Below are 21063 nucleotides of genomic sequence, written 5' to 3'. Positions count from 1 at the left end.
CGATCCACGTGAGCTCCTCTTCTTTCCCCGGGCGTACCCCACACCGTCGGGCGCGGCAGACCCCCGGCGCGTACCGGCTGGTGCGTACCGCGCCGGTCCCGGTGGATCCCCCTCTGCTGGACGCAGCGCAGCGGCGCGTGGTTGACCATCGGTCGGGTCCTCTGTTGGTGCTGGCCGGGCCGGGTACGGGCAAGACCACGACCCTGGTGGAATCCGTGGCCGCGCGGGTCGGCCGGGGCGCGGACCCCGAACGGATCCTGGTGCTCACCTTCAGCCGCAAGGCGGCGGTGGAGCTGCGCGACCGGATGGCGGTACGGCTCGGCGGCAGGCGCGGACCGCAGGCGACCACCTTCCACTCCTTCTGTTACGCCCTGATCCGCGCCCACCAGGAGGCCGATCTCTTCAGCGAGCCGCTGCGGCTGCTCTCCGGACCCGAGCAGGACCTCGTCGTACGGGAACTGCTCGCGGGCCAGCTCCAGCTGGAGCGCGAGGGGCGTTCGCGGGTGCGCTGGCCGGACGAACTGCGGGCGTGTCTGACCACGCGCGGGTTCGCCGACGAGGTACGGGCCGTGCTGGCCCGCAGCCGTGAGCTGGGCCTCGACCCGGCCGAGCTGGGCGCGTTCGCCCGCCGGGCGGGCCGCCCCGACTGGTCGGCCGCCGCGTCCTTTCTCGCCGAATACCTGGACAACCTGGGCATGCAGGGGGCGCTCGACTACACGGAACTGGTCCACCAGGCGGTACGCCTCACCGGGCGCCCCGAGGTCGGGACGCGCCTCATGGAGCGGTACGACGCGGTGTTCGTCGACGAGTACCAGGACACCGATCCGGCGCAGGTCCGGCTGGTGCGCGCGCTGGCGGGCGGGGGCCGCACACTGGTCGCCTTCGGCGATCCGGACCAGTCGATCTACGCCTTCCGGGGCGCCGACGTCAATGGCATCCTCGACTTCCCGTACGCCTTCCCGCGCCCCGGCGGCGACCCGGCGCCCGTCGAGGTGCTCACCGTCTCACGCCGCTCGGGCGACGCGCTGCTGGCGGCGACCCGGCTGCTGACCCGCCGGATGCCGCTGAACCGGCTGCCCGCCGAGAAGGTACGCGCCCACCGCGAGCCGGCCGCCGTACGGGAGGGCGGCCGGGTCGAGACGTACACCTTCCCGACCCCGTCCACGGAGCTGGAGAACATCGCGGACATCCTGCGCCGGGCGCATCTGGAGGACGGCGTCCCCTGGAAGGACATGGCCGTCCTGGTCCGCTCCGGGGGCCGCACCATCCCGTCCGTCCGCCGCGCGCTGACCTCGGCGGGGGTGCCGCTGGAGGTGGACGGGGACGACGTACCCCTGCGCCACGAACCCGCCGTGGCGCCGCTGCTGACCGCGCTCAGGGCGGTGGCCACGGCGACGGTGCGCCGGCCCGTCGGGGACGGCCCACCGGAACCGGGGAGCTGGCTGGACACGGAGACCGCGCTCACCCTCCTCGCGTCGCCGCTGGGCGGCATGGACGCCGCCGATCTGCGCAGGCTCGGCCGCGCGCTGCGGGACGAGGAACGGGCCGCCGGGACCCGGGTGCCCGCGCCCTCCGACACCCTGCTCACACGGGCGCTCGCCGAGCCCGAGCGGCTGGTGGCGCACGACCCCGCGTACGCCAGGGGCGCGCAGCGGCTCGGCGCGCTCCTGCGCACGGCGCGCGAGCGGCTCGAAGGGGGCGGCACCGCCGAGGAGGCCCTCTGGGAGCTGTGGAACGGCACCACCTGGCCGGGGCGGCTCGAACGCGCCGCCCTGCGCGGCGGCGTCGGCGGCCGCACCGCCGACCGCGACCTCGACGCCGTCTGCGCGCTCTTCGACACCGCCGCCCGCGCCGAGAAGCGCGTCGGCGGCCGGGGCGCGCTGAACTTCCTGGAGGAGCTGGACGCGCAGGACATCGCCGCCGACACCCTCAGCCGCCGGGCCGTGCGCCCCGACGCCGTACGGCTGATGACGGCACACCGCGCCAAGGGGCTCGAATGGCGCCTCGTCGTCGTCGCCGGGGTCCAGGAAGGGCTCTGGCCCGACCTGCGGCGGCGCGGCTCCCTCCTGGAGGCCGACCGGATCGGCCACGACGGACTCGCCGAACCGCTCACTCCCGGTGCCCTCCTTACGGAGGAGCGACGGCTGTTCTACGTAGCGGCCACCCGCGCCCGCGAACGGCTCGTCGTCACCGCCGTCAAGGCGCCCGCCGACGACGGCGACCAGCCCTCCCGCTTCCTCACCGAACTCGGCGTCGAACCCAGGGACATCACCGGCCGCCCCCGCCGCCCCCTCGCCGTCGCCCCGCTCGTCGCCGAACTGCGCGCCACCACCGTCGACCCGGCCGCCTCCCCGGCCCTCAGGGACGCCGCCGCCCGCAGGCTCGCCCGGCTCGCGGCGCTCGGCGACGAGGACGGCCGGGCGCTCGTACCCGCCGCCCACCCGGACCGCTGGTGGGGCATGTACGAACCGACCCGCAGCCCGGTCCCGCTGCGCGACCGGGACCAGCCCGTCGCGCTCTCCGGGAGCGCCCTGGAGCAGCTGGCCCACACCTGCGCGCTCCAGTGGTTCCTGGGCCGCGAGGTGAAGGCCGACGCGCCCGCCACCGCCGCCCAGGGCTTCGGCAACGTCGTCCACGTACTGGCCGACGAGGTGGCCTCCGGCCGTACCCCCGCCGATCTCGACGTCCTCATGGAACGCCTGGACTCCGTATGGGACGCGCTCGCCTTCGACGCACCCTGGAAGTCCCGCCAGGAGAAGGAGCACGCGCGCGTGGCGCTCGAACGCTTTCTGAGCTGGCACGTCATGGACCGGGGCGGCCGCACCCCCGCCGCCACCGAGCACGGCTTCGACGTCACCCTCGAAGCGGGAACGTACGAAGTGCGCATCCGGGGCTCCATGGACCGCGTCGAGCGGGACGGACAGGGCCGCGCCTATGTCGTCGACTTCAAGACCGGCAAACAGGTCCCCACCAAGGACGAGGTCGCCCGCCACCCCCAGCTCGCCGTCTACCAGCTCGCCGTGCGCGAGGGCGCGCTCGACGAGGTCTTCGACGGCCGCCGCCCCGAACCGGGCGGCGCCGAACTCGTCCAGCTGCGCCAGCCGGCGCCCAAGAAGGAGGGCGGTGACGCACTCCCCAGGATCCAGGCGCAGGAGCCGCTGACGGGGGAGTGGGTCGGCGAACTCCTGACGACCGCCGCCGGACGCGTACTCGACGAACGCTTCACCCCGGCCACCGGGGCGCACTGCGGGCACTGCGCGTTCCGCGCGTCGTGCAGCGCGCAGCCCGAGGGCGGTCAGATCGTGGAGTGATCCGTGATCCGTGATCCGTGATCCGTGAAGTGAACCGTGATCCGTGGCCTGTGACCTGCGGTCTCCGGTCTCCGGTCTGCGATCTCCGGTCCGGCGGGCGTTGTCAGTGGTGGCGGTTAACCTTCCCGATGTGTCCGTACACCTCACCGATCCCGAGCAGCTCAAGGAGCTTCTCGGGATCCCCTTCACCCCGGAGCAGACGGCCTGCATCACGGCGCCGCCCGCCCCGCAGGTCATCGTGGCCGGAGCCGGCTCCGGGAAGACCACGGTGATGGCGGCCCGGGTGGTGTGGCTGGTGGGCAGCGGACAGGTCGCCCCCGAGCAGGTCCTCGGCCTGACGTTCACCAACAAGGCGGCGGGCGAGCTGGCCGAGCGCGTCCGCAAGGCGCTGGTCAGGGCCGGGGTCACCGACCCGGACAGCATCGACCCCGAGCATCCGCCGGACGAGCCCCGCATCTCCACGTACCACGCCTTCGCGGGCCGGCTCCTGACCGACCACGGGCTGCGGATCGGCCTGGAGCCCACCTCCCGGCTGCTCGCCGACGCCACCCGCTTCCAGCTCGCCGCGCGCGTCCTGCGGGACGCCCCGGGACCGTACCCGGCGCTGACCAAGACGCTCCCCGCGCTGGTCAGCGATCTGCTCGCGCTCGACGGCGAGCTGTCCGAGCACCTCGTGGAGCCCGCCGCGCTCGCCGCGTACGACACGGAGCTGCTCGCCACCCTGGACGGCGTCCGCCTCGGCAACGCCGAGCTGCGCAAGGTCCCCGAGGCCGCCCTCGCCCGCCATGAGCTGCTCGAACTCGTCGGGCGCTACCGCGAGGCCAAGAGCGCCCGCGACCTCCTCGACTTCGGCGACCAGATCGCCCTCTCCGCCCGCCTCGCCGCCACCAGACCCGAGGTCGGCGCGCTCCTGCGGGACGAGTTCCGCGTCGTCCTCCTCGACGAGTACCAGGACACGTCGGTCGCCCAGCGGCTGCTGCTCTCCGGCCTCTTCGGCGGCGGCACCGGACACGCCGTGACCGCCGTCGGCGACCCCTGTCAGGCGATCTACGGCTGGCGCGGCGCCTCCGTGGCCAACCTCGACGACTTCCCCGACCACTTCCCGCACGCGGACGGCGCCCCCGCCGCCCGCTTCTCCCTCAGCGAGAACCGCCGCAGCGGCGGCCGCCTCCTCGACCTCGCCAACGGCCTCGCCGAGCCCCTGCGCGCGATGCACGAAGGCGTCGAGGCGCTGCGCCCCGCCCCCGGCGCCGAGCGCGACGGCGGCGTGCGCTGTGCCCTGCTGCCCACCCACGCCGAGGAGATCGAGTGGCTCGCCGACTCGATCGCCCATCTCGTACGGACCGGCAAGGAGCCCGCCGAGATCGCCGTCCTGTGCCGTACGGCCGGGGACTTCCCGGAGATCCAGGGCGCGCTGGTGGCCCGCGAGGTGCCCGTCGAGGTCGTGGGCCTGTCCGGACTGCTCCACCTCCCCGAGGTCGCCGACCTCGTCGCGATGTGCGAGGTCCTCCAGGACCCCGGCGCCAACGCCTCCCTCGTCCGCCTCCTCACCGGCCCCCGCTGGTCCATCGGCCCCCGCGACCTGGCGTTGCTGGGCCGACGCGCCCGGCTGCTGGTCCACCGGGGGACCGGCGCCGACGCGGACGACCCCGACGCGCGGCTGGCCGCGGCGGTCGAGGGCACCGACCCCGCCGAGGTCATCTCGCTCGCCGACGCGCTCGACACCTTCCTGGACACGGGGGGCACCCCGGAGGACGGCCTGCCCTTCTCCGCCGCCGCCAGGGTCCGCTTCGCCCGGCTCGCCGCCGAGCTGCGCGACCTGCGGCGCTCCCTGGCCGACCCGCTGATGGACGTCCTGCACCGGGTCCTGGCCACCACCGGCCTGGAAGTCGAGCTCTCCGCGTCCCCGCACGCCCTGGCCGCCCGCCGCCGCGAGACCCTCGGCAACTTCCTCGACACGGCGGCCTCCTTCGCCGCGCTCGACGGGGAGGCCGGACTGCTGGCCTTCCTGGCCTTCCTCCGTACGGCCGCGCAGTACGAGAAGGGCCTCGACAACGCGCTGCCCGGCGGCGAGAACACCGTCAAGGTCCTCACCGCCCACAAGTCCAAGGGCCTGGAGTGGGACGTCGTCGCGGTCCCGGGCCTGGTCACCGGCCAGTTCCCCAGCGGCAGGGCCCGCGAGGCGTGGACGGCCCAGCCGAAGGTCCTGCCGCACGCGCTGCGCGGCGACGGGCCGACGCTCCCCGAGATCGGTTCCTGGGACACGAAGGGCCTCAAGGCGTTCAAGGAGGCCATGAAGGCCCATCAGCACACCGAGGAGCTGCGCCTCGGTTACGTCACCTTCACCCGCCCCCGCTCCCTGCTGCTCGGCTCCGGCCACTGGTGGGGCCCCACCCAGAAGCGCCCCAGGGGCCCGTCCGACTTCCTGCACGCCCTGTACGACCACTGCGCGGCGGGCCACGGCGAGATCGAGGCGTGGGCGGACGCGCCGGACGAGTCGGACGAGAACCCCGCGCTGGCCGCGGCGACCACCCCCATCCCCTGGCCCCTCCCGCTGGACGCGCGGTCCATGGCGCGCCGCAGGAGGGCGGCGGACACGGTCAGGGCGTATCTGGACGCGCCGGGGACGCAGGAGGAGTCCTTGGCGGAGCCGGGGGAACCCGACTTCGAGCATGACGAGGACGCCGGGGGCCCCGAGCACTTCGAGGGCCCGGAGGACTACGAGCACTACGAGCACCACGAGGAGCACGAGGACGGGGACTACGAAGAGGTCGATGACTTCGAGCACTTCGAGGAACCCGACTGGGACACCCTGACGCCCGTACGCCCGGATCCACCGACGGCCGACGCCGTGCACCCGCTCCTCCCCGCCCCCCGGGCGCCCGAGAGCCCCCGGCCCGAGAGCCCCCGGCTCACCCCGGAGGAGATCCGCACCCTCGCCTCCTGGGACCGCGATCTGGACGCCCTCGCCGGTGAGCTGCGGCGCGCTCGGGGCGGCGTCCGCGACGTCCTCGTACCGCTGTCGCTCTCCGCCACCCAGTTGCTGAGCCTCGCCGCCGACCCGAGCCGTTTCGCCCAGGAGCTGGCCCGGCCCATGCCGCGTCCGCCGAGGCCGGCGGCGCGCCGGGGCACCCGGTTCCACGCCTGGGTGGAGTCGCGGTTCGAGGAGCTGCCGCTCCCGATGCTGGGCCCCGAGGAGCTGCCCGGCGGCGACGAGGACGAGCCGGAGATCGTGGACGAGCGCGACCTAGCCGCGCTCAAGGCCGCGTTCGAACGCACCCCGTTCGCCCGCCGCACGCCGTACCGCGTGGAGGCACCCTTCCACCTGACCCTCGCGGGCCGGCTGATCCGGGGACGTATCGACGCCGTCTACCGTCACGCGCGGGTCGACCCGGCCACCGGCCGGGCGGCGTACACGTACGAGATCGTGGACTGGAAGACCAACCGCGCCCGCACCGGCGACCCCCTCCAGCTGGCGGTCTACCGGCTGGCCTGGGCCGAGCAGTACGGCGTCCCGCTGACCGCGGTGACGGCCGCGTTCGTGTACGTACGGACGGGCGAGGTCGTCCACCCCGACCGGCTGCCCGGCCGCCCGGAGCTGGAACGCCTGCTGACCGAAGAGACCGAAGAGACGGCGGGCACCGACGACAAAGAGAGCGGAGACACACCCATGGACGTCCGGTCGGCGGACGCGGCAGACGAGACAGCCCACAGAGCCCGTTAGGCTCGACAGCATGAGCGACAGTTCGGACAACGTCGTCCACTCCTACATTCGGGCCCACAGCACGGCGTTCTTCGACGACCTCGCCGACTGGCTGCGTATCCCCTCCGTATCCGCCCAGCCCGATCACGACGCCGACGTACGGCGCAGTGCCGACTGGCTCGCCGCCAAACTCAAGGAGACCGGCTTCCCGGTCACTGAGATCTGGGACACACCGGGCGCCCCCGCGGTCTTCGCGGAGTGGCCCTCCGACACCCCGGACGCACCGGTCGTGCTGGTCTACGGCCACCACGACGTCCAGCCCGCCGACCGCGCGGAGGGCTGGCACACCGACCCGTTCGAGCCCGTCGTCAAGGACGGCCGGATGTACGGACGCGGTGCCGCGGACGACAAGGGGCAGGTGTTCTTCCACACCCTCGGGGTACGGGCACATCTCGCCGCCACCGGACGCGCCACCCCCGCCGTCCACCTCAAGCTGCTCGTCGAGGGCGAGGAGGAGTCGGGCTCGCCGAACTTCCGCGACCTGGCTGAGCGGCACGCCGACCGGCTCGCCGCCGATGTCGTGATCGTCTCCGACACCGGCATGTGGTCCGAGGACACCCCGACCGTCTGCACCGGCATGCGCGGCCTCGCCGACTGCGAGATCGAGCTGTACGGCCCCGACCAGGACATCCACTCCGGTTCCTTCGGCGGCGCCGTGCCGAACCCGGCCACCGTCGCCGCCCGCCTCGTCGCGGCCCTGCACGACGAGGACGAACGCGTCACGCTGCCCGGCTTCTACGACGACGTCACCGAACTGACCGACGCCGAGCGCGCGCTCATCGCGGAGCTGCCCTTCGCGGAGGAGGAGTGGCTGCGTACGGCGAGTTCGCACGGCACCCTCGGGGAGGCGGGCTTCTCCACCCTGGAGCGCGTCTGGGCCCGGCCGACCGCAGAGGTCAACGGCATCGGCGGCGGCTATCAGGGGCCCGGCGGCAAGACGATCATCCCGTCCTCCGCCCATCTGAAGCTCTCGTTCCGGCTGGTCCCGGGGCAGGAACCGGAGCGGATCGAGCGCTCCGTACGCGACTGGGTCGAGGCCAGGATCCCCGCCGGGATCCGCCACGGCATCACCTTCGGCGCGGCCACCCGCCCCTGTCTGACCCCGCTGGACCACCCCGCGCTCCAGTCGGTCGTACGGTCCATGGGCCGTGCCTTCGACCGGAAGATCCGCTTCACCCGCGAGGGCGGTTCGGGACCGGCCGCAGATCTGCAGGACGTGCTGGGTGCGCCGGTGCTGTTCCTGGGTATCTCCGTACCCTCCGACGGCTGGCACGCACCGAACGAGAAAGTCGAACTCGACCTGCTCCTCAAAGGCGCGGAAACCACCGCGTACCTCTGGGGCGACCTGGGACAGTCCGGCCCCGACGGCGGCCCCGAGCCGGCCACCCGCTGATCCAGAACTCAATCCACCCCGGGGGAGTTGGAAGTTACCTGTGAGCACCACCAGCGGTGACGCCGCCGCACACCGTCCCATCGGCCTCACCGCCCTCAGCGGTATCGACCGGGCCGCGCACCACCGTCTCGACGAGGCATGGCTCGCCGCTGCCTGGAGCCACCCGACGACACGGGTCTTCGTGGTGTCGGGCGGGCAGGCGCTGATCGACGACACCCCCGACGGGCGTACGGAACTGGTCATGACCCCGTCCTTCGAGGCGCCCCTGACCGAGACCCACCGCTACTTCCTCGGTATGGACGAGGACGGCGTCCGCTACTTCGCACTCCAGAAGGACTCGTTCCCCGGACGGATGGACCAGTCGGCGCGCCCCGCCGGGCTGCGCGAGGCAGGGGTGCTGCTGTCCGCGCGCGACGCGGGGCTGATGGTGCACGCGGTGGCGCTGGAGAACTGGCAGCGGCTGCACCGTTTCTGCTCGCGCTGCGGCGAGCGTACGGTGATCGCCGCGGCCGGCCACATCCGCCGCTGCCCGGCCTGCGGCGCCGAGCACTACCCACGTACCGACCCCGCGGTGATCATGCTGGTCACCGACGAGGAGGACCGCGCGCTCCTCGGCCGCCAGGTCCACTGGCCGGAGGGGCGCTTCTCCACGCTCGCGGGCTTCGTCGAGCCGGGCGAGTCGATAGAGCAGTCGGTGGCCCGCGAGGTCTTCGAGGAGGCGGGCGTCACGGTCGGCGAGGTCGAGTACATCGCCAGCCAGCCCTGGCCGTTCCCGTCCAGCCTGATGCTGGGCTTCATGGCCCGCGCCACCTCGGCGGAGATCACGGTGGACGGCGAGGAGATCGAGGAGGCGCGCTGGTTCTCCCGGGAGGACCTCAGGGCCGCGATCGAGTCCGGCGAGATCCTGCCCCCGCTGGGCATCTCGATCGCCGCGCGCCTGGTCGAGCTGTGGTACGGCAAGCCCCTGCCCAAGCCGCTGAACCGATCCGCTGAACCGATCCGCTGAACCGAACTGTTGGTTGAGCCATGGCAGAGCCCTCGCCGGTAGTACCCGGCGAGGGCCCGGACCATGGGCGCCCGGCTCGGCTCAGGCGCCGAGAGCCTGCTTGACCTGCGCGAGCGAGGGGTTGGTCAGCGTCGAGCCATTCGGGAAGAGCAAGGTCGGCACCGTCTGGTTGCCGCCGTTCGCCTTCTCGACGAAGGCCGCCGACTCCGGGTCGTGCTCGATGTTGATCTCGGTGTACGCGATGCCCTCGCGGTCCATCTGGCCCTTCAGCCGACGGCAGTATCCGCACCACGTGGTGCTGTACATCGTCACAGTGCCCGGCATGGTCTCTGGCGCTCCTCTGTCTCTTGTGTCACTCGTGTCACTCGGTGGACGCGTCGTCCGCGCTTCCGCGCGGGCTCGCCGTCCTGCGTACGCCGTCGTTGTCCTGGTTCTCCTGCGTACGCGGGGCCCGCACCCTGTCGAACGCGCGCCGCCCGGCCGCCATTCCCGGGGCATTCGTACGACCATCGGGCCTCCCCTGTGGACAACTTCCGCAGCCGTCCCCGGGGACCTGGCAGCATGGCGGGGTGACATCAGCAACGTACTCCCCACTGTTCCCGCAGGAATCCGAGGGCGGCCAGATCGTGACGCCGCCGCGCGATGCCGACGCGGTGCTCGCAGGGCTGGACCCGGAGCAGCGCGAGGTGGCGACGGCCCTGCACGGGCCGGTGTGCGTGCTGGCGGGGGCCGGCACGGGCAAGACGCGCGCGATCACGCACCGGATCGCGTACGGGGTGCGGGCGGGGATACTCCAGCCGGGCAGCGTGCTGGCCGTCACGTTCACCAACCGGGCGGCGGGCGAGATGCGCGGGCGGCTGCGGCAGCTCGGCGCGGGCGGCGTCCAGGCGCGGACGTTCCACTCGGCGGCGCTGCGCCAGCTCCAGTTCTTCTGGCCCAGGGCGGTCGGCGGCGAACTGCCCCGGCTGCTGGACCGCAAGGTCCAGCTCGTCGCCGAGGCCGCGGCCCGCTGCCGGATCCGGCTGGACCGCAACGAGCTGCGGGATGTCACCAGCGAGATCGAATGGGCGAAGGTCACCCAGACCGTGCCGGCCGACTATCCGGCGATCGTGGCCAAGTCCCGCCGCGAGGCCCCGCGCGACCCGGCGGAGACCGGCCAGATCTACGCGATGTACGAGCAGCTGAAGCGCGAGCGTTCGGTGATCGACTTCGAGGACGTCCTGCTGCTGACGGTCGGCATCCTCCAGGACCGGCACGACATCGCCGACCAGATCCGCCGGCAGTACCAGCACTTCGTGGTGGACGAGTACCAGGACGTCAGCCCGCTCCAGCAGCGGCTGCTCGATCTCTGGCTGGGCGAGCGGGAGAGCCTGTGCGTCGTCGGTGACGCCAGCCAGACGATCTACTCCTTCACCGGGGCCACCCCCGACCACCTGCTGAACTTCCGCACCCGGCACCCGAACGCCACCGTGGTGAAGCTCATCCGCGACTACCGCTCCACCCCGCAGGTCGTCCACCTGGCCAACGCCCTGCTGAACCAGGCGCGCGGACGGGCCGCCGAGCACCGGCTCGAACTGATCTCGCAGCGCGACCCGGGCCCCGAGCCGGTCCGCACGGAGTACGCGGACGAGCCCGCCGAGGCCGAGGGCACCGCCCGCCGGGTCCGCGATCTGATCGCCACCGGTGTCCCGGCCGGTGAGATCGCCGTGCTGTTCCGGATCAACGCCCAGTCGGAGGTCTACGAACAGGCCCTCGCCGACGCCGGGGTGCCCTACCAGCTGCGCGGCGCCGAACGCTTCTTCGAGCGCCAGGAGGTACGGGAAGCGGGCGCCGCGCTGCGGGGGGCGGCCCGCTTCGGGGGCAATGACGCGCTGCTCGACGATGTGGTGGAGCTGCCCTCACAGGTGCGGGCCGTGCTCTCCACCAAGGGCTGGACCACCGAGCCCCCGGCGGGCTCGGGCGCGGTCCGTGACCGTTGGGAGTCGCTGGCCGCCCTTGTCCGGCTCGCAGAGGACTTCGTCCGGGCCAAGCCGACGGCCACGCTCGCCGATCTGGTGGCCGAGCTGGACGAGCGCGCGGCCGCCCAGCACGCGCCGACGGTCCAGGGCGTCACGCTCGCCTCGCTCCACGCGGCGAAGGGCCTGGAGTGGGACGCGGTCTTCCTGGTGGGGCTGACCGAGGGAATGATGCCGATCACCTACGCCAAGACCGATGAGCAGATCGAGGAGGAGCGCCGGCTCCTCTACGTCGGCGTCACCCGGGCGAGGCTGCACCTCACCCTCTCCTGGGCGCTCTCCCGCTCTCCGGGGGGCCGGGCCTCCCGGAGGCCGACCCGCTTCCTGAACGGGCTCCGGCCGGGCTCTGCGGGCCCCGTCGCCCGGGGCGCGGCGGTGGACGGGGGCGGATCCGTGGAGCGCGGCGGCGCGGCCCGGCGCAAGCGGCGCGGCCCCGTGCTGTGCCGGGTGTGCGGCAGGACGCTCACCGACGCCGGGGAGATGAAGCTGACCCGCTGTGAGGACTGCCCCTCGGACATGGACGAGGGGCTGTACGAGCGACTGCGCGACTGGCGCGCCGGCCAGGCGGAACAGATCGGCCAGCCCGCGTACTGCGTGTTCACCGACAAGACGCTGATGGCGATCGCCGAGGCTGTGCCGGGCACCTCGGGCGAGCTGGCGGGCATCTCCGGGGTAGGTGTCCGCAAGCTGGGCCGCTTCGGTGCCGATGTGCTGGCCATCTGCGCAGGTGAGGACGGTGCCGGTGCGTCCGGGGACAGTTGATGGAAACTCGTCGGGAAAATAGTTTGCGCCCGCCCCAGGAATCCCCATAGGTTCTTAACCACGGAACAACGGCTTCTCCGAAGCCCTGTCCCGTGCTCTACTTAGTTCAGCTACTTGTCCATATACGCACGATCGGCCTCGGCCGGTCTTCGAGACGCCGAGAGGAGGCGATTCCAGTGATCAGCATCAACCGCAGCTCCGACTTCATCAGCACCGTCAAAATGACCGATCCCTCGGTCGTCTCCGCCTGCACCCTCGGCTTCTCCGGTTCCCAGCTCATCGCCAGTGGACTGTCCGGCGCTTCCGCCGTCCGTCCCTCGGGTCTGCCCGTTCTCCCTGTCCGGGAGCGCGACGGACTGGAGCGCAATGAGCGACCGTGCAAGGCACTGGAAGCAGGAGTAGCAGCGGCACAGGCACCCCAGGCCTATGCCTTTGCGGCGACCGGTGCCGAAACAAAGCAGACGCAGCATCACACGATGTGGGCCTTCCGTGGGCTCGAACCCTGGAGTGATCCAGCCTGATTCGGAATCAGGCAGGCGCCTTCAGGGCCGCGGAACCCCACCCGGGATCCGCGGCCCTTCTGTTTGTCCCGAACGGGACAGCCGGAGCGAAGGGGCCCTGGGACAACGGCACCCGGTACCAGCCGACACCCGGCCAAACAGGCCGGACCGACCAGACGAGGAAAGACACCCGTGCAACTCGAAGCGCACGCCCCGTCCGTACCGCCTTCCGAATCGATCGCCCCGCCCCGCCCCACGGAGGACTCGGCCTTGACCCCCCTCACCGCGCTCACCGCGCTCGACGACGCCATCGAGAACCTCGGCGTACCCGTTCCCTGTCGTGCCTACGACCCGGAGGTCTTCTTCGCGGAGTCCCCGGCCGACGTCGAGTACGCCAAGGAGCTGTGCCGCACCTGCCCGCTGATGGAGGCATGCCTCGCCGGGGCCAAGGAGCGGCGCGAGCCGTGGGGTGTCTGGGGCGGTGAGCTGTTCGTCCAGGGCGTGGTAGTCGCCCGGAAGCGTCCGCGTGGCCGTCCGCGCAAGAACCCGGTCTCGGCATGACAGCCGTCGGCACCATCGACCGTCCCTTTACGCACGATCCCCAGAAGCAGGCTCCGATGACCTCTGTTTCCCCGCGAGAGCCCTCCGGCTCCGCCACCCCAGTCGTTACCACCATGGGCGCGAACGACTCGCGTCAGAACAGGACCCGCGAGATGCAACTCATTCCAGAAGCCCTGGCACGCGCGCATATGAACGAGCGGCTGCGGGAAGCCGACGCGGAGCGCCGGGCCATGCGCCTGGTCGCCGCCCGGCGGATGCAGCGCCGCGCCGAGCGCGTATCGCTGCGCGCGCGCCGCGCGCTGGCCATGGCCGTCATGCAGTAGGACGACGGCAACAGGCCGGCGTGGCACAGCAGCACCAGCAACCGAAACGGCGTGGGGCCGGTCCCGACGGACCGGCCCCACGCCCTTTCACGGCCCCAAGAACCCAGAACTCAGGACTCCGCTTCAGCCCCGGCTTCCGCCGCGTCCTTCTTCAGCGCCTGCCCCGGCACCCGCGCCCGGCATGGGGCCTGGTCCAGTGCGGAGTCCGGGTCCGGCTCCGGGGCCGGCAGGAATCCGGGCAGCCAGGCTTCCAGCTCGTCCCGGAGCCGTACCGTCGCGTTCAGCTGGCAGAGCACCCCGATCGTGCTCAGCGTGACGCGGTGGATCAGCAGATACGCGGGCGGCAGATTCAGCTGCTTGCCCAGCTGATGCGCCGGAGAGCGCGGATCGCCGATCCGCGTCGCCTGCTCACGGATCCAGCTCCGGGTGAAGGTGAACTCCTCCACCGCCGTCGGCTCGATGATCGGCAGCAGATACTCCAGCACCGCGTCCGGGTCCAGATCGATGGCGTCCCTGACGAACCCCTCCTCGCGGAGCCGGTCGTACACCACCTGGGCATCGCCCTCCAGCGCCATCCGCAGCGCCTTGCCGATGATGTCCGGCAGCCCGCCCGGCAGCCGGTCCACCGTGCCGAAGTCCAGCACCCCGAGCCGGAACTCACCGCTCCCGTCGTCCTCGCCCGCCAGGGGCGGCAGCAGCCGGAAGTTCCCCGGATGCGGGTCCGCGTGCAGCAGACCCGTCCGCGCCGGGCCCGAGAACAGGAACCGCGCCAGCAACTGCCCCGCCCGGTCCCGCTGCTCGGGCGTGCCCTCCGAGATCACCTCCGCCAGCGGTACGCCGTCCATCCACTCGGTCACCAGGACCTGTTCGCCCTGGTGCACCACGGCCGGCACCACCACCCCCGGATCACCGGCGAACACCGCCGCGTGCTCCCGCTGCGCCTCCGCCTCCAGGGCGTAGTCCAGCTCCTCGGAGACCCGGTCGCGCAACTCCGTGATCAGCGGCTTGATGTCCATCCCCGGGATCAGCGGCCCCAGCAGCCTGGCGAACCGGCTCAGCTGGGTCAGATCGGACAGCAGCGCCTCCCCGGCCCCCGGGTACTGCACCTTGACCGCGACCTCGCGCCCGTCGTGCCAGACGGCCCGGTGCACCTGACCGATCGACGCGGCGGCCGAGGGCTTGTCCTCGAACTCCAGGAACAGCTCACGCCACTCCTCGCCCAGCCGCTCCGCCAGCACCGCGTGAACCGTGCGGGTCGGCATCGGAGGCGCCGCCTCCTGGAGCTTGGTGAGCGCCGCCCGGTAGGGCCCGGCGATCTCCTCCGGCAGCGCGGACTCGAAGACGGACAGCGCCTGCCCGAGCTTCATCGCCCCGCCCTTCAGCTCCCCGAGGACCTTGAAGAGCTGGTCGGCGGTGCGCTGCTGCAACTCCCGGGTGACGATCTCCGCGGACTTCCCGCCGATTCGTCTGCCCAGGCCCCAGGTGGCCCGGCCCGCGAAGCTCAGCGGCAGCGTGGCCAGCTTCGCGGTGCGGGTGACCGCCTTGCGGGGAAGATCAGACATGAGCCCCTCCTTGGACGAACCGCGACGAGTCCCAGAGAGCCAAGCCGCGTACGGCGGTTACCCCACCATTGTGTCGTGCGCGGTCTCGGTCTCCGCGACGCGCACCCCCTCCCGTCGGCCCGCGGCTCCGCAGAAGCACTCCGGATGGGGCGCGATCCGCTCCGGAGTCCAGTCCAGCAGCGGCAGTGAGACCTCCCACCGCGCCCCCGTACTGGCGGGCAGCTCCCCGTCCAGGAACGCCAGGGCATGAGCCGCTGTCAGTCCCGCCACTGTGGTGGCCAGCCCCAGATCGCAGGCCGGTACGCAGGACATCCCGCGCCCGGAGCGCCACTGCGCCAGCATCCGGGGCCACCCGGGATCGCGGTCCGTCCGCCCCCGCGCCAGACAGCCCGCGCACGCCGTGCCACCGGGCAGCACCAGCGGCCCGACCAGCCCCGTGGCCTCGATCACCCCCGCGTACAGATGTGGGGTGCCCGTGGCGATCCAGGGCTCGGCCGACGCCGCGTCGGGTGCGTACGCCGCCAGCCCGTCCCGTGGGGTGACGATCACCAGGGAGAGCGCAGGCCCGCCCTCGCCCGAGGATTCCGCGTACTCCGAGGCACTCGGCGCCCGGCCGGGCGCCGACCGCCGGACCAGCTGCCGGGCCGCTGTGTCCCTGCGCTCCCCGACGGACCGCGCGGGCAGCCCGCCCGGCGCCACGTCCCCCGCCTCCGCACAGCCGCTGTCCAGCACGTCGACCCGCCCCACCCCGGAGGCCGAGAGCACCGCGGCGACGGCCGCGCCGACCCGCCCCGCGCCCCTGATTTGGACCCGCATCGTCCGCCGCGCCGCCAGCCGGCGCATCCCCGCCCCCGGCTCCCGATGGACGACGGAGAGGGACGCGAGATCGGGGCGCAGCCGCTCGACCGTCTCCGTCCGCTTCCGCAACGCGTCGGCCGCCGCACCGCCCGCGCCCACGTCGTCGATCAGCCCCGCCGCCGTCAGCCGCCGCACCAGCGCGTCCGCCTGGCCGTCCGGCAGCCCCATCGCGCGGGCCTCCTCCCGCAGCAGCGGCAGTCCACGCGTCCCGTCGAGCAGCTCCATGAAACTGCCCGTGGCCGTATCGACCGGCCCGACCAGCACCGCGTGCGCGGGAGTGACCCCGAACTGCACTGTCTGCCGCTCCCGCCAGGCGCGCCGCAGCGCGGGCTTCACCATCGGATGCATATTGGCCTCCCCGTCGATCTCGTCCGGTTCTCCGTCTCCCGCTCCACAGAATGCAGGGCGGCGGCGAACGGTGCAGAAAGTTATCCACAGGAGCGGGCATTAGTCGTTCTAATGATCCGTTCGTGGAGACGGGACTTCCCTTGTGCCCAGCGGGTAACGTCATGATGTGCCCGCCGACCCCTCTCCACGCCGCGTGGCAACGAGCGCTGTCGAGGTCCGCAGAAGCGCCCGCCGCAGCCGGACGGTCTCGGCGTACCGCGAGGGCGACCGGACCATCGTGCTCATCCCCGCCCGGATGTCGGAGGCGGAGGAGCGGCGCTGGGTGACGGTGATGCTGGACAAGCTCGCCGCACAGGAGAGCAAACGCGTCCTCGGCGACGGCGCGCTGATGGAGCGGGCCGAGCGGCTGTCCGCCCAGTACTTCGACGGGAGGGCGCGTCCCGACTCCGTCCGCTGGGTCACCAACCAGAACACCCGATGGGGATCGTGCACCCCCGCCGAGGGCAGCATCCGGCTGTCGCACCGTCTCCAGGGCATGCCGGAGTACGTCGTCGACTATGTCCTCGTCCACGAGCTGGCCCATCTGCTCGTGCCGGGGCACGGCCCGCGGTTCTGGCGGCTCCTGGAGGCGTATCCCCGTACGGAGAGGGCCCGCGGCTATCTCGAAGGCGTGGTCGCCGCCGAGCGGCTGCCGCAACCGCCCGTCGTGGACGGCGAGGAGCGGGAACGGGAAGAAGAGGAGCGGGACGGCGAGGGATGAGCCGGTGACCGGGCATCCGTCCTGTACCGAGTCTGTACCTGTTTCGGCCATTGTCAGAGCCAGCCGTTGGCCTGACGCGACATGTTCGCATTCGGGACGGGGGACGGTCGTTCCGCATGGCAAGGCGATTCCAGCGTGGCCACAAGGCCAGGATCGGCGATCTCACACCGGGGACCGATCTGTATGCAGGTGTGCAGATCGCCGGTCCCGGGTTGACCTTCGGCATCAGCTGTTTCGGCCTCGACGCCGACGAACAGCTCTCCGGCGACCGCTATTTCATCTTCTTCAACCAGTCGAAGTCCCCCGAGGAATCGGTGCAGCTGCTGGGTGCTCAGGCGGGTGACACCGAGTCCTTCCGGGTGACGCTGGACCGTATCCCCGCGACCATCCACAAGCTCTCGTTCACCGCCACCCTCGACGGCGCCGGGCAGATGTCCCAGATCGGCCCCGGCTATACCGGATCGTCGCCGGGGGCGAGGAAGTCGTCCGGTACGCGTTCGACGGGGCGGAGTTCACCACCGAGCGGGCCGTGATGCTCGGCGACTTCTACCTCAAGGATGTCTGGCGGTTCGCCGCCGTCGGACAGGGTTTCGACGGCGGACTCGACGCGCTGCTGAAGAACTTCGGCGGCGAGGTAGCCGAGGAAGCGCCCGCCGCCCCGGAGCCGCAGGCCGGCGGCCCGGTCCCGGGCTTCGCCCCGCCCGCCTTCAGCCCTCCGTCCGCCCCCGCCCCGGCCTTCGGCGTGCCCGCCGGACCGCCGGCCCCGGCGCCCCAGCCGGTGCGCGCGGCCCAGACGATCGTGGCGCCCATGGCCCCGCCCGCCGCCGTACCGCAGCAGGCGCCCGCCCCGCCGCCACCGGCGCCGTCTCCGTACGGACAGGTCGCGCCGTCCCCGTACGGGCAGACAGCGCCGGTCCGTACGGGCAGCAGCCGCCCGGCGCGCCCCAGGGGGTCCCGCAGTGTGTGCCGCCGGGCGGCGCCGGGCTCGCGGCTGCGCTCCAGCCGTACCGGGAAGTGCCCACCGGACAGCGCTGGACCTCGCAGAACGGCCAGCTGGTCCGGGTCGACCTCGGCATCGGGGGCAACCCCGTCCTGGCCCGCCAGGGCAGCATGGTGATGTGCCAGGGCAAGGTCGACTTCGGCTACAAGGGAGCCGGCTTCGCCGGCCGTATCGTCGGCGACGCGTATCAGCTGAACACCTCGGGCCGGGGCAAGGTCGCGCTGATGACCTCGGGCCGGCCGCTGATGATGCGGGTCACGCCGGACAAGTACGTCAGCGCGGACGCCGACGCGGTCGTCGCCTGGTCCACCGCCCTGCGCGTACAGACGCAGGCGCAGACCCATTCCTCGGGGATACGGCGACGGCGCGGCGACACCGGGGAGGGCTGGGAGCTGAGCTTCCTCGGCCAGGGCTTCGCGCTCGTCCAGCCCAGCGAGGTGACGCCCCCGCAGAGCGCGGCGATCGGCCGGGGCCCGGCCGCCCAGTACGGAGTCGGCCGGCACGGCGCCCACGGGCAGAACCAGAACAACGCCTGGAGCCGCTGACAGGGTTCCTCGGCCCTCGGAGGGTACGGCAGGGGCGGCGCGCCCCTGCCGCGTGACCTCCGGCCGTCGTGTCTCAGCCGGCCAGCGCGGCGCGGGTCTGCTCCAGCAGCCGGACCACCGACTCGTCCGCGACCCCGGGCACCTCGTCGTACGGGAACCAGCGCAGGTCGAGCGACTCCTCGCTGATCCGCTCGACCGCCCCGGGCGGCGCCAGCACCGCGTACTGGACATCCAGATGCCAGTGGCAGGGGGCCGGGATGGGGTGCCGGTCCAGCCGTACGGGACTCTCCCGCACCGGAACCAGATCCAGGATCCCGGACTCCTCCATGGCCTCCCGCAGGGCGGCCCGCAGCAGTGTCCCATCACCGGGCTCGCAGTGGCCGCCCATCTGGAGCCACATGCCGAGCTTCTTGTGGAGGGTCAGCAACACCTGGCCGCGGTCCGGGTCGATCACCAGGGCGCTGGCCGTCAGATGCCCGGCCGCGCACGTCTTCCACACCCCGTCGGGGTGGGCGGCCAGATGGTCCAGATAGAGCTTGCGCAGCTCCGACTGGTCCTCGGAGCCCTCCAGCCCCTCCAGCTCCTTCAGTACGAGAACGGCGTCGTCGTGCAGGCTCACTTGTCGGTGTCGTCCCTCTTGTCGTCCCTCTTGTCGTTCCCGCCGCCGTCGCCCTGCTCGCCACGGGCCGCCTCGCCGAGCATCTTGTCCAGCTCGGAGAAGTCGGCCTGCTCGTGGTGGACGAAACCATCGGGGTCGTCCAGGTCCGAAGCGGTCGGCAGCATGTCCGGGTGCTCCCACAGCCGGTCGCGGCCGTCGACGCCCCGCGCGTCCGTGAGCGAGGCCCACAGCCGGGAGGCGTCCCGCAGCCGCCGGGGCCGCAGTTCGAGCCCGATGAGGGTGGCGAAGGTCTGCTCGGCCGGGCCACCGGAGGCGCGCCGCCTGCGCAGCGTCTCGCGCAGCGCGTCGGCCGCCGTCAGCCGGGGCTTCGCGGCCTCGTGCACCACCGCGTCCACCCAGCCCTCGACCAGCGCGAGCGCCGTTTCGAGGCGGGCCAGCGCGGCCTTCTGCGCCGGGGTGTCCTCCGGCTGGAACATGCCCTGCTGAAGCGCTTCCTGGATCTCCTCGGGGCGGCTGGGGTCGAACTGGCCGACCACGTCCTCCAGCTTGCTGGTGTCGACCTTGATGCCCCGGGCGTATCCCTCGACCGCGCCGAACATATGCGACCGCAGCCACGGGACATGGGCGAAGAGCCGCTGGTGGGCGGCCTCGCGCAGCGCCAGGTAGAGCCGGATCTCGTCCTTCGGCACACCGAGGTCCTTGCTGAACGCCTCGATGTTCAGCGGAAGGAGCGCGGCCTTGTTGGCAGGGCCCAGCGGCAGCCCGATGTCCGTCGAACCGACCACCTCACCGGCCAGTACCCCCACGGCCTGGCCGATCTGCTGGCCGAACATGGCGCCGCCCATGGAGCGCATCATGCCGATCAGGGGGCCCGCCACGGACTGCATCTCCTCGGGCAGCACCTCGCTCATCGCGATGCCGACCCGCTCGGCGACCGGGTCGACGAGCTGCTGCCACGCGGGCAGCGTCGCCTCGACCCACTCGGCGCGGCTCCACGCGACGGCGGTGCTCGCACCGGAGGGCAGCGAGGTCACGCCGTCCAGCCAGATGTCGGCGAGCCGTACGGCCTCGTCGACGGCGGAGCGCTCGGAGGGACCGATGCTGGCGTCCTTCGTACCGTCCGGGGTGCCCTGGGAGACCGTCTGGCGGGCGATCTGCTTCGCCATGTCCCAGTTCACGGGACCGCCCTCGTAGCTGAGCATCTGGCCCAGCTGCTGGAAGGCCGCGCCCAGGTCGTTGGGGTTCAGCGAACCGAACATCGCGGCGAAGGGGTTGTCCGCGCCACCGGCGCCACCTGCGCCGCCGAGGCCGCCCGGCAGCCCGAACCCCGCGAAGGGGTTGCCGGGACCGCCCTGGCCACCTCCGGCGGGGTTCTTCTTCTTGCCGTCGCCGTCCTCCGGCTCCTCCGGCGGAAGACCGAATCCGAATGGGGTGTCACTCACGGGGTTCCTCGGCTCGTAGGGCCACCGGCTTCCTGCCGGCGGCGGCTGCCCGACCACTCCACCCAGCGTAAGGGGCACGGGGCGGTCGAGGGTGCCGTCGCGGGCCGCCGACCGCGCCCGGCGATGGAGCCGGACCCTGCCCGCGACCTGGTGTTCTCCCGTTTCCGACGACCGGAACGGACCCGACACCCCGGTGGCTTCAGGGCTCGATGCTCCGTCGGCCGATGGCCTGCGGCAGGATGGACGTCACCTGGTACGTACGCGTCATTCGCGTACGTATTGAAGACAACCGCTG

18 protein-coding genes are annotated in these 21063 nt (G+C 72.5%); 12 read left to right on the top strand and 6 right to left on the bottom strand.

Going from position 1 to position 21063, the window contains the following annotated elements; all coding sequences use genetic code 11:
• The first annotated feature begins 8 nt into the window (after window positions 1–8).
• The 4 genes from ACIP8W_RS06390 (at window position 9) to nudC (ending at window position 9473) form a co-directional block, all read left to right on the top strand.
• On the top strand, window positions 9–3311 hold the full coding sequence (locus ACIP8W_RS06390) for an ATP-dependent helicase (RefSeq protein ID WP_401946955.1): 3303 nt from the start codon (window positions 9–11) through the stop codon (window positions 3309–3311).
• 130 nt (window positions 3312–3441) lie between these two features.
• The gene (locus ACIP8W_RS06385) at window positions 3442–7035 is read left to right on the top strand and encodes a UvrD-helicase domain-containing protein (protein ID WP_402202143.1); all 3594 of its coding nucleotides are present in this window, start codon (window positions 3442–3444) and stop codon (window positions 7033–7035) included.
• Window positions 7036–7045: 10 nt separating this feature from the next.
• The gene (locus ACIP8W_RS06380; protein WP_401946949.1) at window positions 7046–8467 is read left to right on the top strand and encodes a dipeptidase; all 1422 of its coding nucleotides are present in this window, start codon (window positions 7046–7048) and stop codon (window positions 8465–8467) included.
• 40 nt (window positions 8468–8507) lie between these two features.
• Window positions 8508–9473, top strand: coding sequence for an NAD(+) diphosphatase (gene nudC, locus ACIP8W_RS06375; protein WP_401946946.1), 966 nt, complete (start codon window positions 8508–8510; stop codon window positions 9471–9473).
• An 81-nt stretch (window positions 9474–9554) separates the two neighbouring features.
• On the opposite strand, the gene ACIP8W_RS06370 is transcribed toward nudC, so the two are convergent.
• Window positions 9555–9797 (bottom strand): mycoredoxin, encoded by a 243-nt coding sequence (locus ACIP8W_RS06370; RefSeq protein ID WP_401946943.1) that lies wholly within the window; start codon window positions 9795–9797, stop codon window positions 9555–9557.
• Window positions 9798–9834: 37 nt separating this feature from the next.
• On the bottom strand, window positions 9835–9960 hold the full coding sequence (locus ACIP8W_RS06365; protein WP_401946940.1) for a hypothetical protein: 126 nt from the start codon (window positions 9958–9960) through the stop codon (window positions 9835–9837).
• Window positions 9961–10042: 82 nt separating this feature from the next.
• Between ACIP8W_RS06365 and ACIP8W_RS06360 the strand changes: the two genes are divergently transcribed.
• The 4 genes from ACIP8W_RS06360 to ACIP8W_RS06345 all read left to right on the top strand — a co-directional run bounded on the left by ACIP8W_RS06360 (window position 10043) and on the right by ACIP8W_RS06345 (window position 13634).
• Window positions 10043–12250 carry an ATP-dependent DNA helicase UvrD2 gene (locus ACIP8W_RS06360; protein ID WP_402202140.1) on the top strand — a complete coding sequence of 736 codons (2208 nt, stop codon included), beginning with the start codon at window positions 10043–10045 and terminating at the stop codon, window positions 12248–12250.
• Window positions 12251–12426: 176 nt separating this feature from the next.
• Window positions 12427–12771: a hypothetical protein gene (locus ACIP8W_RS06355; protein ID WP_401946934.1), complete on the top strand. Its 345-nt coding sequence runs from the start codon at window positions 12427–12429 to the stop codon at window positions 12769–12771.
• A gap of 171 nt (window positions 12772–12942) precedes the next feature.
• A complete protein-coding gene (locus ACIP8W_RS06350; protein WP_401946931.1) occupies window positions 12943–13311 on the top strand; it encodes a WhiB family transcriptional regulator in 369 nt (122 codons plus the stop codon).
• Window positions 13308–13634, top strand: coding sequence for a hypothetical protein (locus tag ACIP8W_RS06345; protein ID WP_401946928.1), 327 nt, complete (start codon window positions 13308–13310; stop codon window positions 13632–13634). The genes ACIP8W_RS06350 and ACIP8W_RS06345 overlap by 4 nt, the downstream gene beginning before the upstream one ends.
• A 110-nt stretch (window positions 13635–13744) precedes the next feature.
• Here the strand turns inward: ACIP8W_RS06345 and ACIP8W_RS06340 are convergent, their stop codons facing one another.
• Entirely contained in the window at window positions 13745–15196 is a 1452-nt protein-coding gene (locus tag ACIP8W_RS06340; RefSeq protein WP_402202138.1) for an ABC1 kinase family protein, read from the bottom strand.
• A 57-nt stretch (window positions 15197–15253) separates the two neighbouring features.
• On the bottom strand, window positions 15254–16402 hold the full coding sequence (locus ACIP8W_RS06335; protein WP_401946923.1) for a ThiF family adenylyltransferase: 1149 nt from the start codon (window positions 16400–16402) through the stop codon (window positions 15254–15256).
• Window positions 16403–16568: 166 nt separating this feature from the next.
• Here ACIP8W_RS06335 and ACIP8W_RS06330 point away from each other — a divergent pair, with 166 nt between their 5' ends.
• The 4 genes from ACIP8W_RS06330 to ACIP8W_RS06315 all read left to right on the top strand — a co-directional run bounded on the left by ACIP8W_RS06330 (window position 16569) and on the right by ACIP8W_RS06315 (window position 18707).
• On the top strand, window positions 16569–17162 hold the full coding sequence (locus tag ACIP8W_RS06330) for a M48 family metallopeptidase (RefSeq protein ID WP_402148331.1): 594 nt from the start codon (window positions 16569–16571) through the stop codon (window positions 17160–17162).
• Between the two features lie 116 nt (window positions 17163–17278).
• The gene (locus ACIP8W_RS06325) at window positions 17279–17695 is read left to right on the top strand and encodes a TerD family protein (protein WP_401946913.1); all 417 of its coding nucleotides are present in this window, start codon (window positions 17279–17281) and stop codon (window positions 17693–17695) included.
• Window positions 17623–18279: a TerD family protein gene (locus ACIP8W_RS06320; RefSeq protein ID WP_401947432.1), complete on the top strand. Its 657-nt coding sequence runs from the start codon at window positions 17623–17625 to the stop codon at window positions 18277–18279. Before ACIP8W_RS06325 ends, ACIP8W_RS06320 begins: the two co-directional genes overlap by 73 nt.
• Entirely contained in the window at window positions 18177–18707 is a 531-nt protein-coding gene (locus ACIP8W_RS06315; protein ID WP_402202266.1) for an AIM24 family protein, read from the top strand. Before ACIP8W_RS06320 ends, ACIP8W_RS06315 begins: the two co-directional genes overlap by 103 nt.
• Window positions 18708–18780: 73 nt before the next feature.
• Here ACIP8W_RS06315 and ACIP8W_RS06310 read toward each other — a convergent pair whose 3' ends face one another.
• The gene (locus ACIP8W_RS06310; RefSeq protein WP_401946909.1) at window positions 18781–19326 is read right to left on the bottom strand and encodes an NUDIX hydrolase; all 546 of its coding nucleotides are present in this window, start codon (window positions 19324–19326) and stop codon (window positions 18781–18783) included.
• On the bottom strand, window positions 19323–20768 hold the full coding sequence (locus ACIP8W_RS06305; protein WP_401946906.1) for a zinc-dependent metalloprotease: 1446 nt from the start codon (window positions 20766–20768) through the stop codon (window positions 19323–19325). Before ACIP8W_RS06305 ends, ACIP8W_RS06310 begins: the two co-directional genes overlap by 4 nt.
• Window positions 20769–21063: the final 295 nt, after the last annotated feature.

This window comes from Streptomyces sp. NPDC088554 (genome assembly GCF_044752945.1).
Lineage (GTDB): Bacteria > Actinomycetota > Actinomycetes > Streptomycetales > Streptomycetaceae > Streptomyces.
Note: the sequence above shows the minus strand (reverse complement) of the source record. Positions and strands in the feature narration are given on the sequence as shown.

Bases quoted from the DNA above. Each gene is read 5' to 3' on its own strand.
- ACIP8W_RS06380 (WP_401946949.1), top strand. From the start codon at position 7,046: ATGAGCGACAGTTCGGACAACGTCGTCCACTCCTACATTCGGGCCCAC.
- ACIP8W_RS06370 (WP_401946943.1), bottom strand. From the start codon at position 9,797: ATGCCGGGCACTGTGACGATGTACAGCACCACGTGGTGCGGATACTGC.
- ACIP8W_RS06365 (WP_401946940.1), bottom strand. From the start codon at position 9,960: ATGGCGGCCGGGCGGCGCGCGTTCGACAGGGTGCGGGCCCCGCGTACG.
- ACIP8W_RS06345 (WP_401946928.1), top strand. From the start codon at position 13,308: ATGACAGCCGTCGGCACCATCGACCGTCCCTTTACGCACGATCCCCAG.
- ACIP8W_RS06340 (WP_402202138.1), bottom strand. From the start codon at position 15,196: ATGTCTGATCTTCCCCGCAAGGCGGTCACCCGCACCGCGAAGCTGGCC.
- ACIP8W_RS06335 (WP_401946923.1), bottom strand. From the start codon at position 16,402: ATGCATCCGATGGTGAAGCCCGCGCTGCGGCGCGCCTGGCGGGAGCGG.
- ACIP8W_RS06325 (WP_401946913.1), top strand. From the start codon at position 17,279: ATGGCAAGGCGATTCCAGCGTGGCCACAAGGCCAGGATCGGCGATCTC.